Source organism: Agriterribacter sp. (assembly GCF_035444585.1).
Classification (GTDB): domain Bacteria; phylum Bacteroidota; class Bacteroidia; order Chitinophagales; family Chitinophagaceae; genus Agriterribacter.
On record NZ_DAOMOZ010000086.1, the window covers coordinates 1 to 18,449 of the forward strand.

Consider the following 18,449-nt stretch of genomic DNA (forward strand, 5'->3'; position numbering starts at 1 on the left):
TCAGAAAAATCTTGTAAAGAAAGGGTTCTGGCTCCTACATTTATCATTGCACGAAGATTATTTTAAAGTACACGCGACCGCAAAAAAAATAAATATTGGTAAATGTATCAAATTTTTGTTCCCCGGCGGCCGGTTGATTGATCGCTATTTGCCGGGTCGTTTACCCGGGACAGCCCTCCATATGCTAAAACCAGTAGGAATACATTCTACATTCCCACCTCTTCACATTTCCACATACCCGCCGTCTGCCGCTTCTTTTGTCGCATATCGAACACCCTCATTTTCAAATTACCAAATTATCAAATTATCTCCTGTCTATAAATTTCACTGCCTTCCTTCCCGCTTCGGGAAACTGCATGCGCTGCATCTCTTCTATGGTAATATATTTAACCTGCGGGGTTACCCTCAGTTTGGCCTGGAGGTATGCTCTTATTTTACGGTCGCATTCTTCACTGTTACGCAACGGCAAAAGGTGCAGCACCACTTCGTCTGTTCCTATTTCATTGGAATAGATCTCTGCCACATAATCTTTTACCTCTTCCATTCCATTCAGCAGGTCGAACAAAGCCGGGGCAAAAAGCGTTGTACCTTTAAACTTGATCATCTGTTTTTTGCGACCTATGACCGGCGACAAGCGGATCGTATTTCTTCCACAGGAGCAGGGCTGTTCAAAAAACATGCATATATCGCCTGTTTTGTAACGCAGCAGGGGCATGCCCTCTACACCCAGCGTGGTAATGGTTACCTCGCCCGGCACGCCAGGCGGCACCTGCATGTTATTTTCATCCAGCAATTCGGCTATTACCAGTTCCGGATTGTGATGCCCCCCTTTGCCGGCATGGCATTCTGTAAACGCGGTCTGCATCTCGGTGGAGGCATAGGTAGAATATAAAATGATCTTCCACGCCTCGTTGATCTTCCGTCCCAGCACATTCAGTGAAAAATCGGTATTCCTTATATTCTCGCCAATGCAAATTGCTTTTTTCACCGAACTGCTGTTGATATCAATCCCATGTTCTTCTGCATAACGGATCAGTTTCAATATAAAGGAAGGAACGCCTACGATAGCGGTAGGCTTTAGCCTGAATATGGTTTCCCATTGCAGGGAAGAAACGCCGGGGCCTACGCGTATGATCCCGGCGCCTAATTTACGGATACCTGAATAATAAGCCATGCCTGCCATGAACTGCCTGTCAAGCGTAAGCATGAGCTGGTACACATCTGTTGCAACGCCATCCGCGCAAACAAAAGAAGCGTACTCATTATAGGCCAACCGCTCCAGGTCGTGTTCGGTGAGGGCCACGGTAACGGGGCTGCCCAATGTTCCCGAGGTGGAAGTATATTCAATTATTTTATCGCGGCTTACACAAAGAAAGTCGTCATTGCGTTGCTGCAGGTCTTCCTTATTGGTTGCGGGTATATGAACAAGGTGCTGCACTGATTTTATTGCAGACACATCAACAGCATGCCTGGCGAAAATTTCCTTATAAAAGGGCGACTTGTTTTGAAGGTACTGCAATAATTCCTGCAGTTTTTGATCCTGTATAGACTGTATAACAGCCGCAGGCTGAAATGCTGTCCGGGGTGAATACGACATGGATAAATTTTCAACAATATTTAGCTAACCGGTGTGCTAAATTAAGATTTTCGGAGGAGAATGAGCCGTGGCCATTGCACAGGTCTGCTGTTCATTGCTTACTGCAGATCATCCTTTTCTTCATCCTCATCTTCCTCTTCCTTACCGGCAGAAGGCCCCGGATCAGGAACGTTATCGGGCCCGGTTTCTGTTGCTGCCGGGTCATTTATTATAGCGTCATCGTTTATTTCTGCGTCTTCACCGGTTATCTCTTCCTGTTCAGGTGCGGGTAAGGCATCCGCTTCTGCAGCAGGCTCATCAGTTCCCTCAATGGTTAAGGTAGTATGCTGAACCAGCTCGCCATTTTCGGCCACTATTAAATTGCTTCCCTGCTCTACTTCAAAATGGCTGGCGTTAACCAGCGTTGGAGCTACCACCTGATCGGCCAGCACATCTTTGATGCGGGGAAGGTCTTCGGGAGAATTTATACCAAAATAATCCATAAAGGAGCGTGAAGTGGCATAAATCAAAGGCTTGCCGGGTAATTCCTCATTGCGCCCGGTGATCACCACCAGCTCTTTTTCCAGTAATTTCTGAATTACATAATCGCAGTTTACTCCACGTATGGATTCTACTTCGCCTTTTGTTATGGGTTGCTTGTAGGCAATAATGGCCAGGGCTTCCATGGCTGCGGATGAGAGCCGTTTTAAAAATTTGTCGCCGTTGAGCTGTGCAATGGTTTTATGAAAATCGCCCTTCGTAAGGAACTGCCAGCCGCCACCGCTCTGCCTCACTTCAAAAGGATAGAATTCTGTGGCATATTTTTCACGTATGCCGTCTATAGCCGATTCTACCTGCTCCAGCGTGGCACGTTCTTCAATAAAGCCCAGGGCACTGTTCACCAGGTCAACCAGTTCTATGCCGGTCAATGGCTTTTCGCTGGCAAATATCAGCGCTTCAATATGCAGTATGATCTGTGAAATTTCCATGTGCTCTTGTACAGCGAAAGTTTAACGAATGAATACAGCCATATCCGGGTTCAGTATTGAAAAAATTAAGCATTGGTCAGGCATGGGTTATCCCCGCAATGCTGCAGCACCGCTTACTATTTCGGTAAGCTCGGTTGTTATAGCCGCCTGCCTTGCCCGGTTGTAAGAAATGCGAAGGCTTTTCAGCAGTTCGTTCGCATTTTCACTGGCTTTGTCCATAGCCGTCATTCTTGCACCATGTTCGCTGGCGTTGGCATCCAATACAGCTTTGTACAGTTGTGTATTCAATATTTTAGGCATCAGCTCCGCAATAAGCGTTTCCTTTTGCGGCTCAAAAATAAAATCCGCTTTGGTTGCTTTGCCGTCTTTGTTTTCTACTTTAGGGATCGGCAAAAATCTTTCTGCCGTAAAACGCTGTGTAGCTGCATTCCTGAATTCGCTGTACACCACTTCCACCACGTCAAATTCTTTTTTTGCAAAAGCTTCTATTGCGGCCTGCGCCACCTGCTGGATATGTTCAAATGAAATATGCTGAAGCAGATCTTTATAAGCAGGATCAACGTTAAACCGGGCTTTCTGAAAATAATCAAAAGCTTTTTTCCCTATCGGCCAAACGGTAATATTATCCTTGGCCAACTGCTGCGGATAGTTTTCCCGGGCTACCGAGCGGGCCAGCTTTATCACATTGGCATTGTACGCGCCGCACAGGCCGCGATCGGAGGAAATAACGATCAGCAACACCTTGTCTGCAGAACGCTCTACAGCCAGATCCCCGCCGGTACCGCCATCTGTATTGCTCACAATATTCGAAAGCATTTCCTGCAGCTTTTTGGCATAAGGACGCATTTGAATGATGGCATCCTGGGCACGGCGTAACTTTGCCGCACTCACCATTTTCATGGCTTTGGTGATTTGCTGGGTACTTTGAACGGATTTGATCCTGTTCCGAACTTCTTTTAAGGCGCCCGCCATATTAAAAAGTTAAATAGTTGATTGATAATTAGTTAACTGGGTAATAATCAGTTAGTCATTGCAGGTTCTCCCAAAATGACCGCAAAGGTATTTGAATTGGGTGAAAAAACAATGTGGGTGTGGAAAGAATGAGGGCTTACAAGGCCCGGGATGGTGAATGGTGAGCAGTGAATGGCGGAGGTCCTTATTCATATCTCATTCCGTGAAACGATAACCGTGAAAAGGTGAGCACGCCCATCCACTACCCCTGAAACCTGTGCCTGAACCCTGCACCCTGTAACATGGGCCCTGAAACCTGCATCCTTCCTCACCACTGGCGGTTCCTTCGCTCTCCCCGTCCCGGGCCCGTTTCCCTGTTTCCTTCAGGAGCCTGCTGTCCGCCTTTAAACTGCATAAGCCGGTAAGAGAAGGTAAGCATAAAATAACGGGTTAGCCGGTTAACCCTGCTGTCTATAATAGCGTTGCCATTGACCTGCCTGCTGATATTGGTGTTCTGGTTGAAGATATCAAAACCCGAGAGCCGTATGTAACCATTTTTCTTTTTGAATATGGTTTTTTCGATTGAGGCATTAAACAATGTAGGATTGCTGTTTACGGAAGATGCCAGCCCGTTGTTGATAAGATAATTGATGTCGTAACGCAGTATCAAACCGCCCGGGATATCCATGCGCATATTGCTCCTGAAGGTCCATGCGTTTGAACCGAGACGATCGCCGTTTTGAGAAAGCGTATACTTTGTGGAATTAAGGCTATAGGCGCCGCTAAGGTCCAATTCGAGCCATTCTTTAAAATTGAATTCAAAATTCAAACGTTGCGTGGTGATCCAGTTGTTGCCGATGTTCTTTTTACTGTCTACCAGCCCTACATCATGGTTATAATTTACATTTCCGCGCAGTGAAATAATATACCGCCTGTTCTGGAAGGGTAAGGAATAATTGTAGAATCCTGAAACATTATAATTTCCTTTTACATTTTCGGGCATGCTTAACTGCGCACCGCTGCTGTCGAGCCGCATATTATTGTTTACTATTCTGTTCTGGATCATATTTGCGCGCATTCCCACAAACATTACCCGGCCGCTTGTAAAATTGAAATTATTAAAGAACACCCTGAAGTTGTGATTGAACTCGGGCCGCAGGTCGGGATTGCCCTGCTTTTGATATTGCGGATTGGATACATCGCGAACCGGCTGCAACTGATCAAAAGACGGCTGCTCATAATTAGCGTTATAGTTCATGTTCAGCCTTTTGGTTCTGGAAAAATTATAGGAGAGCCGGGCAGACGGTGCCAGGTTTATTCTTTTCTGGGGCGTATATGCGCTGTCTTTTGAAATGGAATAGCCGTTGATCTCCATCGGCTGCATGGTGAGCCCGATGCTATAATTATATTTTTTATTGACCGTGCGCAGGCTTAGGCCAACTCTTTGGTTGATAAAAGTATTTTCATACGCATTGCTGAGGCTGTCGTTAAAATGAATATCGCCGCCAATCGAGTCCCGGTCAAAAGTACGCCTGTCGTTTTTTGCGTAGGAGTTGTTATAGGCATAGCTGATATCAAGGAACCTGTTCTTCGCTACCGGTTCCGTATAGGTGATGCGGATACCATAATTATGATTGTTATTGTTCTGTGTTATCAACTGATCAAGATAAGCATCTGAATAGCCGCCTGCTTTCAGGAATTCTCTTGTAAAATTGATCTTATCATCATCGCTTAATGTAGAAGAAGTGCCCAGGCTGATCCGGGTTGAAAAATTCCTGCCTCTCTTTTTAAAGCGGTGGTTATAACTGATGTCGCCGCTGAAGTTGGGGGTTTTCCTGTAAACCGTATCCGCATTGTATCCTTCCTGGGTTTTAAAGATATCGTTCTCCCAGTAATCAAAATCGCTGTAATTCCTGTTGTTGGAATTACCATACGAAAAATTGGGGCTTACCTTAAGATAATTGGAAGAATCGAAATTGTATTCAAAATTGAGGTTGGCACGATGGTTATTGCCAATGTTATCGGAAAGGCTGTTGTTGTTGTTGATGAATGAGCCATCGCCAAAAAAGTTCTGCTGCGAAATATTACGCATCGTAACCGTATTGCGGTTTGCAAAGCTGTAATTACCATAAAATGAGCCTTTCTCCTTATTGAAATCGGTTCTGAAATTGGCGCCGATAGAGTTATTATCCGTAATACCGTTCTGATCGGCATTGGTATCGGATGTACCGCCATCACCACCCCCGGAGCCGCCTCTTCTTCCCCCTCCGCCCCTGCCACCACCGGCATTGCCTCCAAAATTGAACAGATTCTGATTTATATTGTTGCTGTTTCCCAAAACAGACAACTGCGTGCTTTCCCTGAACACATTGGCATTTACAGTAGCCTGATAACGGTCATCCGTACCGTATCCTGCAGACGCACGGCCAAATACGCCCTGGTTCTTGTCTTTTTTTAGCTGAAGATTGATGATGATGTCCGGATCGCCATCCTTAATGCCCGATGCGGCAGCCAGGTCGCCGTAATCATCAACTACCTGCACCTTGTCTATGATCTCTGCAGGCAATTCGCGGGAAGCGGTTTTGGGATCTCCTCCAAAAAAATCTTTTCCGTTCACTTTGATCTTGGATACTGTTTTACCCTGTGCGGTAATATTTCCATCTTTATCTACATCCAAACCAGGCAGCTTCTTCAAAAGATCCTCTACAGATGAATTGGCTTTTACCTTAAAGGAATCCGCCCTGAATTCAATAGTGTCTTCCTTGATAACAACAGGCGGCGGGCTGATCACTACTTCCTGCAGGGTTTGAAAAGCAGGCAGCATGGTTATGCTTCCGGCATTAAAATCTGCTTTGCTCTCTTCCACATCGTAATATTGCGTTGCATCCTCCATCCCCGCGTTGGTTACCTTTAATGTAAATTTTGCTGCGGTTACCTTCAAAAAAATGAACTGCCCGTTTTTATCCGTCACTGCTTTCAAAGTGTCTTTGGTGCCATCCGGAACAAGCATTACAGTGGCGCCCGGTAAAATAATATGACTGCTGTCGTACACTTTGCCCCGTACTGTGCGGTTCGTTTGCGCAATGCCTGCCATAGAAAAAGCTACCAGTGATATAAAAAGTAAAATGCCGGGTTTCATAATAATGCAATAGGGGTTATCTGTAATCATTCACCACAAGCCACACGCTGTCAAAAGTAGGCTCAACTGCATTACCATAAAAAGAATGGAGGTTAAATAAGGTTAATGTTTGCAATGTTGTATTTTGCGCACACAGGAACCTCATGATAACCCGTTTGCCATCATATACAATGTGGCCTTGCTTTTTTTAAAAAAATTTTCTTTTAACTTTAATTAATGAAAGATCCATCACGCCGTAGTTTTTTACGTTGTACAGCCCTTACCGGTTTAGGATTGGCCACCACAGGAAGCTTAAGCAGTTTTTACAACGCAGGACCTAAAATGAGATTTGGCCTCGTTACCTATCAATGGGGCAGGGACTGGGATCTGTCTACCCTGATCGCCAATTGCGAAAAAACAGGATTATGGGGCATTGAGCTCCGCACCCAGCATGCACATAAGGTTGAGATCAACCTGTCTGCCGCCCGGCGCACTGAAGTAAAAAAGCGGTTTGCCGACAGCCCGGTTACCTGCATCGGCTATGGCTCTAATTTTGAGTATCACAGCCCTAACCCTGTTGAACTGCAAAAGAACATTGAACAAACAAAAGCATACATACAGCTTTGTAAAGACATTGGGGCCACAGGCATAAAAGTAAAGCCTAACAATCTCCCTGCGGGCGTTCCCAGGGAAAAGACAATTGCACAAATTGCTGCCTCCTTTAACGAAGTGGGAAAGTTTGCAAAAAACCTTGGACAGTTGGTAAGAGTAGAAGTGCATGGCCACCTGACACAGGAACTGCCCAATATGAAAGCTATTTTTGACCAGGTTACCGAGCCCAATGTGAAAATATGCTGGAACTGCAACCCTGAAGACCTGTTGCCGCCGGGACTTGAAGCGAATTTCAACTCAGTAAAAAAATGGTTTGGCGATACCGTTCATGTACGCGAATTAAATACGGGCGATTATCCCTACCAGCAATTAATGGATCTTTTTACTTCCATGAAATACAACGGGTGGATACTCCTTGAAGCCCGTACCGAACCCAAAGACAGGGTAGCCGCTATGAAGGAACAACTGGCAGTGTTCAATGAAATGGTTGCAAAAGCGCAGAAGAAATAGAAGGTTTCAGGTTACAGGGTGTATGCCGGTAAAAAACGATTTTGCTCATATATAAAAACAAAACAGTCATGCAAAAAAATTACCCGAGAAGGGAGTTTATTAAAAAATCTGCTTTGGCCGGCGCCGGCGTTACCATTGGCGCAATGGGCTTAAGCGCTAAATCGTATGCCGCTATACCCGGCGCAAATGAACGGCTTAATTTAGCGGTTATCGGCATTCACGGGCAGGGACAAACACATATCAACAACTGGTGCTCGCTGAAAAGCAGCCGCAATATCCGGGTAAAAACGCTTTGTGATGCAGATGAGCAGTGGTTTGATTCGAGAGCGAAGATTGTTGTTGATAAAACGGGTGAAAAGCCGCTAACGGAATGGGACATGCGCAAAGTTTTTGATGATAAGGAAATAGATGCGGTCTCCATTGCAATGCCCAATCACTGGCATGCGCTGGGCGCCATATGGGCCTGTCAGGCCGGCAAGCATGTGTATGTAGAAAAACCGGCTTCGCATGATGTATGGGAAGGACGTAAAATGATAGAGGCCGCCCGCAAATACAACAGGCGCATGCAGGTTGGATTCCAGAACCGTTCCATCAGCAATGTAATGGAAGCCATGAAGTTTTTGCACAATGGAGGCATCGGCGATGTGTTCATGGCAAGAGGACTTTGCATCAAACCGCGCGATTCTTTCGGCATTGCCAAAGACAGCGCACCACCTGCCACGCTTCATTACGACCGCTGGTTGGGCCCTGCCACCTACCGCCCTTATAATGAAAAGAAAGGACATTACAACTGGCACTGGTTCTGGGACACCGGCAACGGCGATACGGGAAACCAGGGGCCGCACCAGTTTGATATAGCCCGGTGGGGCCTCAATAAAAATGAACACCCGGTTTCTGTTTATTCGCATGGTGGTGTGTATGGCATTGACCCCAAAGAATGTGCACAGGAAACACCCAATACACAAACCTCAATATTTAAATACGAAGACGGGAAGATGCTTGAGTTTGAAACAAGAGGAAGATATTCGAACGCTGAATCAAGCCTTGATATCCGAATCGGCAATATGTTCTACGGAACCGAAGGATACCTTGAACTGAACGGCAGCACATGGAAAGCATTCCGCAGAAGAGAAGAGAAGCCTTTTGCAGGTTCACAGAAGTCAGCCGACGTGAAGAAACCGGTTGACCCCCTGACACCGCCCGGCGGCACCGAACACTATGCCAATTTTATTGACGCTATACGTTCAGACCATAACAATGACCTGCACTGCGATATCAATGAAGGTTTTTTCTCTTCATCGCTTCCTTTGTTAGCCAATATTTCTTATCGCCTCAGCCGCGAACTTAAATTTATGGGCGGCAGCAGGGACAATGAAAAATTTGTGAACGACGCAGAAGCCGATGCTATGCTTACACGGGTATACCGTCCGCCATATGTTGTTCCCAACGAAGTATAATAAAAATATACAGGATCATCATTTGTAATTGCATGTATCTTTTTAGCCACGGCTCCCCGGATTTTTATACCCGGTATACTAATCTGCGGATCCGTGGCAATTTAATTATACCGGGCAAAGAATTAAAAGTTCACATATTTAAAGGTGCTCAGGTGCACTGCCAAAAAATGGAATTGGTAAAAAATGATCAAAAGAAGAATGGAATGCTTTCCTGTTTTTATACTTGTATGCTTACTGGTAAGCTGCAACACCGGTGAAAGCAATATAAAGCCGCCTCCCCTGGATTCGCTTGAACGAAAAGAGATATTGAGCAATGCTCCGGTACTCCCGCCCGAAAAATCACTTGCAGCAATGGAAGTTGAAGAAGGGTTTGAAGTAAGGCTGGTGGCAGCCGAACCATTGATCAGCGCTCCTGTTGCCCTGACTTTTGATGATAAAGGCAGGATATGGGTGCTTGAAATGGAAGGATATATGCCCGATACGGCCGGAACAGCAGAAAACCGGCCCAACGGTAAAATTATCATACTGGAAGATAAGAATGGCGACGGTGCAGCCGACCACAGGAAAGTATTTATGGACTCGCTCGTATTGCCAAGAGCCCTGTGCCTGGTAGAAGATGGCATTCTGGTAGCAGCGCCTCCCAACCTGTGGTATGTTGAAATAAAAAATGACCGGCCGGGCAAAAAAGTTTTGGTGGATGGCGCATATACCATCGGCGATAATGTAGAACATGATGCCAATGGCTTAATGAGGGCCATGGACAACTGGGTGTACAATGCCAATTCGGAAAAAAGGTATCGTAAAAAAGGTGATCACTGGATCACCGAATGGACACGATTCCGGGGGCAATGGGGAATAACACAGGATGATTACGGCCGTTTATTTTACAATAATAATTCACAGAACCTGCTGGGCGATTATTTTCTCCCGGGGCCGGGAGCAGGTAATATCAATCAGCGCAGCATACCGGGGTATAATGTTAAAATAGTGGAAAACAACAGGGTGTACCCCGCCCGCCCCACCCCCGGCGTAAACAGGGGGTATATGGAAAATATTCTTGATGACAGCCTGCGCCTCGTAAATTTTACTGCCGCCTGCGGCCCCGTTATTTACCGGGGCGGCTTATTCAACGAAGCTTATCACAACAACGCTTTTGTGGCAGAGCCTTCGGCAAACCTCATTAAAAGGAATATCCTGGAAGAGGAAGGATATGCTGTTAAAGGCCGGCAGGCATATAAAGGAAAAGAATTCCTTACCAGCATTGATGAACGTTTTAGACCGGTAAACCTGTACAACGGACCTGACGGCGCCCTGTACATAACGGATATGTACAGAGGCATTATCCAGCACAAATTTTATTTAACCGATTACCTGAAAAAAGAGATCAGCAAGAGATCACTTTCACAACCGCTCAATTGCGGCCGCATTTATAAAGTTGTTCCCAAAGGAGCGTCATTAAAACCGGTAACCATGCCTGCCGATCCGCTTAAGCTGGCTGCACTTCTGCAATCTGATAACGGCTGGATCAGGGACAAGGCCCAGCAAATGCTGGTAGACGGGAAGCTCACAAAAGCCATACCCGTGTTGCGCAGCAATCTTAAAAAAACGGATGATCCCATACCGCTCATTCATTCGCTCTGGAGCTTAGAAGGTATGGAAGCATTACAGGCGCAGGATGTACTGCCGCTGCTGCAAAACAGCAACAATAAGATCAGAGTGCAGGCCATAACCGCTTTGCCGGCTGTATTAAATAAAACCAACTATGACCGGTTTGTGCCGGTGCTGCAACAAATGATCCATAATAAAGACAGTATTGCCGCACCGTACATTGCTTTCAGAATGCGGGCTATTGAACCTTTTAATAAATCATTGGCCGATGAACTGTTAATGAGCCTTGCAAAAGCTTTCCCCGGAAACCCTTTTGTAAGCGGCGCCATCATCAGCAATCTCGAGAATCGTGAAAAAGATTTTTACAAAAGGCTCACTGCATTTGTACCCGATACCAACCTTGCCATTATAAAACAGTTCAAAAAAACAATATACAATATGAGCAACAGGCAAATCAAAAAAGATACCAGCCTGTTCAGGAAACAATTCCCTGCGGGTATGAACCTGTTTGCATCTACCTGCCAAACCTGTCATGGTGAAGATGGGAACGGAATACCCGCATTGGCACCGCCACTGAATAACTCGGAGTGGGTTACCGGCGACAGGGATAAGCTTATTGCTATTGCATTGTACGGATTAACAGGTCCGGTTAAAGTGAATAAAAAATTATACAGGTCGCCCGAAATAAATGGTGAAATGCCCGGTCTTGCTCATAATAAGGACATTACGGATGAAGCCATTGCACAGGTGCTGAGCTACATCAGAAAAAACTGGAACAACAATGCCTCGGGCATAACGCGTGATGAGGTAATAAAGGTCAGGCAGTACTGGAATGAACGGCAGCAACCTTTCACAGCGGAAGAGCTGATGAAGTGGTAATGACCGTCCGAATGATGTTTTTACTTTTTCCTTCGCCGGTTGATCATTACAATTAACCAGGTAATCATGTATGTACAGGATGCTTATGTTATGCTTTTCCTTTATCTTTCAGCCTAAAGAAATTTGCAACAAATGAACAAATGCTTTAGCACCATTTTGTTTTTTGGTTTAATGACCTATCAAACATTGTCGCTGCCATGTACCAGCATTTAACAGATGAACAATTATTGCATCTGCTCCGGGAAGATGACAAACAGGCCTTCGCTGAAATATACGAACGGTATTGGGAATCAATGTCTTTATACGTACTGAGGATCACCCGCTCGCCCGAAGATGCCTGTGATATTGTGCAGGATGTGTTTGTTTCCATTTGGAAAAGAAGAGATGATCTGAACATCTCCGGAAACCTGAAAGCCTATCTTTTAAAAAGTGTCCGCAACCTCTCTATCCGCTACATCGAAAAAAATATCCGTAAGAAAAGGTTTTTGGCATCTTTATCCTTATACTGGAAGAACGCTCCTGCATTTGCAACAGATGCGCTTGAGCTCCGGGAACTTGAATCCAGGCTTACCCGGGTTGTGGCTCAACTGCCACCCAAAATGCAGCAGGTGTTCGTATTAAGCAGGCACGAAAATCTTTCTTATAAAGAAATTGCACAACGGCTGGAAATTACGGAAACCACAGTTAAAAAACAGGTAAGCAATGCCTTAAAGCTGATCAGAACCGAAGTGCGCAGCGCAGACATTATAGCATTAATATCCTTGTTTTTCCTATTTGCATAGCCACACAATAAGATGGGCGTCCCGCATTATTTGTCGATCATTTTTTTTCAATTTCACGGCATTTTTATTTCTTATCTACTACCAGTGGCTTTGAAACGGAACATACAGATGGGTCCTCATTAGTCCCTTATGTAAAAGCAAAAATCAATGAATACAAAACAAGCTAAGGAACTATTGCAAAGGTACAGGACAGGATTGTGCACGGAAGGGGAAAAGCTTGTTATTGAAGGATGGCTGGCTTCACTTACTGACGAGGACCACCGGGAATGGACAGCACAGGAAAAAGAAGCATTTAAAGGGATGCTGCAACTGCGTATTGTGAAAGCAATTGATGAAACTGAAGCCGCCCCTGTTATATCACAAAGGAGGTTCCGGCTTTTCCGTTTGGTAGCGGCTGCTGCTGTTATTTTGGTAATGGGAGCCGGTGTTTACAGCCTGCTTTTAACGAATACCGGAAAAAAAGAAGCGCTTACGCATAAGGCAGACCCGCAACCGGCCAATGATATACAACCGGGTGAAAATGGCGCTGTTCTTACCCTGGCAAATGGTGAGCAAATAGTATTGGACAGCGCGGGCAACGGAATGCTTGCCATCCAGTCGGATGTAAAAGTGATCAATAAAGGCGGCCAGCTCATTTATGATCCCAAAAGCAGCAGCTCCGATGAGGTGGTATATAATACTATTTCTACTCCACGGGCAAAGCAATTCAAGCTGCAACTTTCGGATGGAACAAAAGTATGGCTGAATGCAGCATCTTCCATTCGCTACCCCGCAAGGTTTACAAAAGACAGCAGAACAGTGGAAATATCAGGAGAAGTATATTTTGAAGTGGCTTCCCGGCAGGCTGATAATGGAAGCGCAAAAGTTCCCTTTTCAGTGAAAATATTAACGGCCACAAACGACGATGGCGGAACGGTAAAAGTAACAGGTACACATTTTAATATAAATGCTTACGAAGATGAATCCCTGATCAAAACCACCCTGATAGAAGGAAGCATACAATTTAAAAAGGGAGATACAGAAAAACGGCTAATGCCCGGCGAGCAGGCGCAACTGAACCAAAAAGGGGTCATTAAAATACTTAGGAACGCCAATGTGGAAGCCGAAACAGCATGGAAAAACGGGTACTTTACCTACGACAAAACAGATATACAAACAGTAATGAAGCAATTGTCGCGATGGTATGATATTGAAGTAGATTACGAGAACGGCATTGTGCCTGATGACAAGTACTGGGGCGATATACAAAGGGATGCTACCTTGTCGAACGTTTTAAAGGTCCTGGAAATGAGTGGTTTGAAGTTCCGGGTAGAAGGGAAAAAAGTAACGGTTATTAAAGAAATTGGTAAATAAATGGAAAAGAGATTTTATCCGGTAAATATAAACTCAACAACACACAGGTGGTATTAGCCCAAATAAAAGCAGGAAGTGTTGGAACCACTTCCTGGCATCATTCTTCCGGAAAGGAAAAATGAAGTCTGGGCTTACCCAAAATAAGGCTGATTATTTCCCCGAAAGGGGTGACAGGTATTCTATAACCCAAACTAAAACAAAGCTATGAATTTAGATGCTTTTTGCCGCACCTATTTTAGCAGGGTGCCGCTTAACCACAAAAAATTGCTTATGCAAGTAAAATTGACGGCAATTATTTTATTACTCGCCTGTCTCCAGGTAAATGCAGAAGGATTTGCGCAAAACGTTAGCTTTTCCGGTACAAACGTTTCGCTGAAAAAAGTATTTTCAGCCATAAAAAAGCAAACCGGTTACACGGTATTCTGTAACTATAAAATTCTTGAAAATGCAGACAGGGTAACGCTTGACTTAAAAAATGTTCCTCTGGAAAAACTGTTATCTGCTTCATTGAGCAATCAAAATCTTGACTATTCCATTGTTGGCAAAACCATTGTAATTGAGCCCCGCAGGGAACCTGTGCAAAGAGCGCCCGTTCCTGAAAAAATCCCGGCTCCGCCTGTAGAGATAAAAGGAGCCGTTACAGACAAGGACGGCAATCCTTTGCAGGGTGTATCTGTAAGCATTGTTGGACAAACAGGAGGCACCACAACCGATGCTGACGGAAGATTTACGCTTAATATACCCGACGGACAAAATGCCGTGCTTGAGTTTACAAGCGTGGGATTTGTATCAAAAAGAATAAACGCTGACGCACAAACGAATATCAGCATCATATTAGAAGCTGACATAACAGGACTGGATGACATTGTGGTAGTGGGATACGGAACCCAGAAGAAAACAGACCTTACCGGCTCTGTGGCTTCTGTTGACGGGAAGGACATCGTAAAATCGTCTGCTACCAATATTACCAATGCCCTTGCAGGACGACTACCCGGCATAACGGCAGTAAACGGCAACGGTAAGCCCGGAACGGGATCGCAGATCACCATAAGAGGCATAAGCACATTTGGCGACAACAGCGCTTTGATCGTAGTTGACGGGATCGTGAGAAGCTTCGACCAGATTGATCCCAATGAAATTGAAAGCATTTCCATATTAAAGGATGCTTCTGCAACTGCTGTATATGGATCAAGAGCGGCGAATGGTGTAATACTCGTAACTACAAAAAGAGGGCACACCGGAAAACCTACTATATCTTATAATGGTTTTGCAGGCATTCAAAACCCGACTGCCTATCCTAAATTGATGAACGGACTTCAATACGCTACTACCAAAAACGCAGCCCGGCAAAACATGGGCTTACAGCCGGCTTTTACGGAAGAGGAAATGGCAGAGATCAGGCAGGGTACAAAGCCCGAAATTGACTGGTACGATCTCACGCTTAATAAAAGCGCTTTTCAAACCCAGCAAAATGTAAGTGTTACCGGGGGAACAGATATGGTTAAATACTTTATGGCTGCCGGCTATTTAAACCAGAATGGGTTGTATGATAATTTAAACTATAAAAGATATTCCATACGCTCCAACGTGGATGCCAGCATCAATAAAAACTTTACGGTTTCTGTAGACCTGGATGCAAGCCGCAGGAACAGCAACGGCAGCTCTTATTCGCCGGAAGCCATATTCAGCGATATTATGGCTGCCTATCCCTTCGACAGGACCTATAATCCGGATGGCACTATTTTTTACACCCGTGAGCAGCACCCGGTTGAAGAAATAAAAACGGGATATCAAAAGAATGTAACGGATATTTTACAGGCTACGCTTACATTAAAGCACGAGCTGCCTTTTATTAAGGGCTTATCCGTTTCGGGCAGAGCCTCTTTTGGAAAAGAAGGTTTTACCTCCAAATTTTACCAGGTCCCCATCTTAATGAACAGGCAGGATGCCGATGGCAATACGCTTGAAATATATCCTTTTGGCGGATGGAATGGCAAAACCGCACTTACCGAAAGTTATAGCGACTACAATACCACCGCTTTAAATGCAAGCCTTAATTACAAAGCATCTTTTGGCGAACACGATGTAAAAGCCATTGCGCTTTTTGAGCAGTTCGATGCAAAATCAAAAAACTTTTATGGCTTCAGGACCAATTTCCCGGCCAACGGGTTAGATGAGCTACTATATGGCGGCCAGGTTCAAAAGGATGCGAACGGGAGTTCATTTAATGACGGCAGGCGGAGCTTTGTGGCAAGGGTTGATTATGCATTCAAAAACCGTTATTTACTGGAAGGATCGTTCAGGAGCGATGGTTCGGTGGCTTTTCCTGCCAGCAAAAAATACGGGTTCTTCCCGGCAGTATCGGCAGGCTGGAAAATATCGGAAGAAGCTTTTTTCAGGAACAACAGCAACCTTGATTTTTTTGATAATTTAAAGCTAAGAGCATCGTACGGATTGGTAGGAAACGACAGGAATGTATATTCCGGAAGAGTTCCCACATTCCAGTACCAGCAGGTATATAACCTGTCATCCACTATTATTTCCGGGTCCAATGCATACACCAGTGTACGGCCGGGCATACTTCCCAACCCTGTGGTAACCTGGGAAAGTGCATCTATCCTTGATATAGGTTTGGACGGCTCGTTCTGGAACAGGTTGCTTCAATTTGAGATCGATTATTTTTATAAACGCACTTCCAATATCCTGCTCAGCAGGATCCGTTCCATTCCCGGCACTATTGGCGCCACATTACCTGCAGAGAATTATGCAAAAGTTGATAACCGGGGTATCGAAATATCACTGTCTCATCAGAACAATTTGGGTGCACTGAATTATTTTGTAAAAGCCAATGCAAGCTTTGCAAAGAGCAAAGTAAGATTACTGGATGAACCCGCAAACATTCCGGATTACCTGCTGCAAACAGGCCGCCCGCTTGGCTTCATAGTGGGATACAAAGCTTTAGGTTTTTTCCAGTCGGACGAAGAAGTACAAAATTATTTGCCTCAATTCAATGGCGGGCAAAAAGCCGGGGACGTTAAATATGCTGATATCAATGATGATAAAAAAATTGATGCAAATGACAGGACCATTATTTCCATGGATAACAGTACTCCAAAAATATTAGGTGGTTTGTCTTTTGGCGGATCATACAAAGGCTTTGACCTGGCAGTGCTGTTCCAGGGGGCTACCAAAATGAAAAAGCTGCTCAACGGCAGGTCTAAGACGTTTTTCAACGGTGGTTCTCACAATAATTTCGCCGACCTGCTTGATTACTGGACTCCGGAAAACCGCGATGCAAAATACCCCAGGCCATGGGAAAACCAGCACCCTAACAATTCGCTTGAATCCAGCCTGTACCTGAGGGATGCCAGTTATATCAGGTTAAAATCTATTGACCTTGGATATACATTTTCCAAAGCTGCCAGTGGAAAAATAGGGGCTCAGCTTATCCGTGTTTATTTTTCAGGGACGAACATCTTCCTGTTTGACAAGATGAAAATGTTTGATCCCGAAATTGAAAATACGGATGGTGCATACTATCCCCAGCAGCGCACTTTAAACCTGGGCATTAATCTTACCTTTTAAACCTACTACTCATGAAAAAATTACATATAATATCCCTATTGATCATTGCATCCTCCATAACAGGTTCGTGCAATAAAGATTTTCTCGATCGCGAATCAAAAACCACCATACCGGAAGACAAAATATTCAATGACCCGGCCCTGATTCAGTTGTTCGTAAACAATATATATGCCGATGTACCATCTTTTGACCATGACCTTTATGACAATATAACCGATGAGTCGAGGAACTTCTGGGGTGGCGCTCCCCGCAACGTGGTGCAGGGACAGTGGTTTGCCGATAACAATCCCATGGACTACTGGGCTTATGAAGCTGTAAGAAGAACCAACATGTTCCTTACAAAAGTGGATGGCTCGGTACTGGAGGATGATGAAAAAGCTTCCCTGACAGGGCAGGTCAAGTTTTTGCGTGCCAAACTATACTTCGATATGGTGAAAAGATATGGAGGCGTACCTATAATCACAGAGCCACAGGACCTCGATGATGACTTGTTTGTAAAAAGAGCTACAACAGATGAAAGCTTTGAGTTCATCATTAAAGAAATAGAGGAAGCCATTGATCTTTTACCCGAAACCTACGGAGACCGTTCTGTTGATGTGGGGAAGATCAATAAGCATTCTGCAAAGGCATTTTTAGGAAGAGTATGGCTGTTCCGGGCAAGCCCGTTATATAATCCGGGTAATGAAGTTTCCCGCTGGGAAACTGCCGCAGCCGTCAATAAAGAAGTAATAGAAAGCGACGTATACCGTTTACATAATGATTTCAGGAGAATAATGCTGGATAAAAACAACGAGGAAGAAATTTTTAGTGTACAGTTCCTAAAAACGCTGCGTGAACATGGATGGGATTCATGGGCCATGCCCGATTCAAGATCAAGGCAGGATGCTTCACGCCGTTCTCCTGTGCAGGAATTTGTTGATGCTTTTGAAATGAAGAATGGCAAAAGCATTGATGATCCTGCTTCCGGTTATAATGCTGCAGATCCCTATATAAACCGTGATCCCAGGTTTGATGCCACGCTGATCGTTA

At 44.8% G+C, this 18,449-nt stretch carries 11 protein-coding genes; 7 read left to right on the forward strand and 4 right to left on the reverse strand.

Annotated features, from left to right (window positions below; genetic code table 11):
• Positions 1-304: 304 nt before the first annotated feature.
• The 4 genes from flxY to PLH26_RS10950 all read right to left on the reverse strand — a co-directional run bounded on the left by flxY (position 305) and on the right by PLH26_RS10950 (position 6,655).
• Positions 305-1,597: a flexirubin biosynthesis putative acyl-CoA ligase FlxY gene (flxY, locus tag PLH26_RS10935; protein ID WP_324586053.1), complete on the reverse strand. Its 1,293-nt coding sequence runs from the start codon at positions 1,595-1,597 to the stop codon at positions 305-307.
• Positions 1,598-1,695: 98 nt separating this feature from the next.
• Positions 1,696-2,565: an SMC-Scp complex subunit ScpB gene (scpB, locus tag PLH26_RS10940; protein WP_324586054.1), complete on the reverse strand. Its 870-nt coding sequence runs from the start codon at positions 2,563-2,565 to the stop codon at positions 1,696-1,698.
• A gap of 87 nt (positions 2,566-2,652) precedes the next feature.
• Positions 2,653-3,537: an ATP synthase F1 subunit gamma gene (atpG, locus tag PLH26_RS10945; protein WP_324586055.1), complete on the reverse strand. Its 885-nt coding sequence runs from the start codon at positions 3,535-3,537 to the stop codon at positions 2,653-2,655.
• A 307-nt stretch (positions 3,538-3,844) separates the two neighbouring features.
• Complete coding sequence (locus PLH26_RS10950) at positions 3,845-6,655, reverse strand: TonB-dependent receptor (RefSeq protein WP_324586056.1); 2,811 nt, start codon at positions 6,653-6,655, stop codon at positions 3,845-3,847.
• Between the two features lie 216 nt (positions 6,656-6,871).
• Between PLH26_RS10950 and PLH26_RS10955 the strand changes: the two genes are divergently transcribed.
• From PLH26_RS10955 to PLH26_RS10985, 7 genes are all read left to right on the forward strand, one after another.
• Positions 6,872-7,756 carry a sugar phosphate isomerase/epimerase family protein gene (locus PLH26_RS10955; RefSeq protein ID WP_324586057.1) on the forward strand — a complete coding sequence of 295 codons (885 nt, stop codon included), beginning with the start codon at positions 6,872-6,874 and terminating at the stop codon, positions 7,754-7,756.
• A 68-nt stretch (positions 7,757-7,824) separates the two neighbouring features.
• Positions 7,825-9,213 (forward strand): Gfo/Idh/MocA family protein, encoded by a 1,389-nt coding sequence (locus tag PLH26_RS10960; RefSeq protein ID WP_324586058.1) that lies wholly within the window; start codon positions 7,825-7,827, stop codon positions 9,211-9,213.
• Between the two features lie 183 nt (positions 9,214-9,396).
• Positions 9,397-11,700 carry a DUF7133 domain-containing protein gene (locus PLH26_RS10965; RefSeq protein WP_324586059.1) on the forward strand — a complete coding sequence of 768 codons (2,304 nt, stop codon included), beginning with the start codon at positions 9,397-9,399 and terminating at the stop codon, positions 11,698-11,700.
• Between the two features lie 197 nt (positions 11,701-11,897).
• Positions 11,898-12,482, forward strand: coding sequence for an RNA polymerase sigma factor (locus PLH26_RS10970; RefSeq protein WP_324586060.1), 585 nt, complete (start codon positions 11,898-11,900; stop codon positions 12,480-12,482).
• A gap of 147 nt (positions 12,483-12,629) precedes the next feature.
• Positions 12,630-13,835, forward strand: a complete 1,206-nt coding sequence (locus tag PLH26_RS10975; RefSeq protein WP_324586061.1) for a FecR family protein — start codon at positions 12,630-12,632, stop codon at positions 13,833-13,835.
• Between the two features lie 270 nt (positions 13,836-14,105).
• On the forward strand, positions 14,106-17,420 hold the full coding sequence (locus PLH26_RS10980) for a TonB-dependent receptor (protein WP_324586062.1): 3,315 nt from the start codon (positions 14,106-14,108) through the stop codon (positions 17,418-17,420).
• Positions 17,421-17,431: 11 nt separating this feature from the next.
• The coding region (locus tag PLH26_RS10985; protein ID WP_324586063.1) for a RagB/SusD family nutrient uptake outer membrane protein at positions 17,432-18,449 on the forward strand (1,018 nt) is incomplete at its 3' end.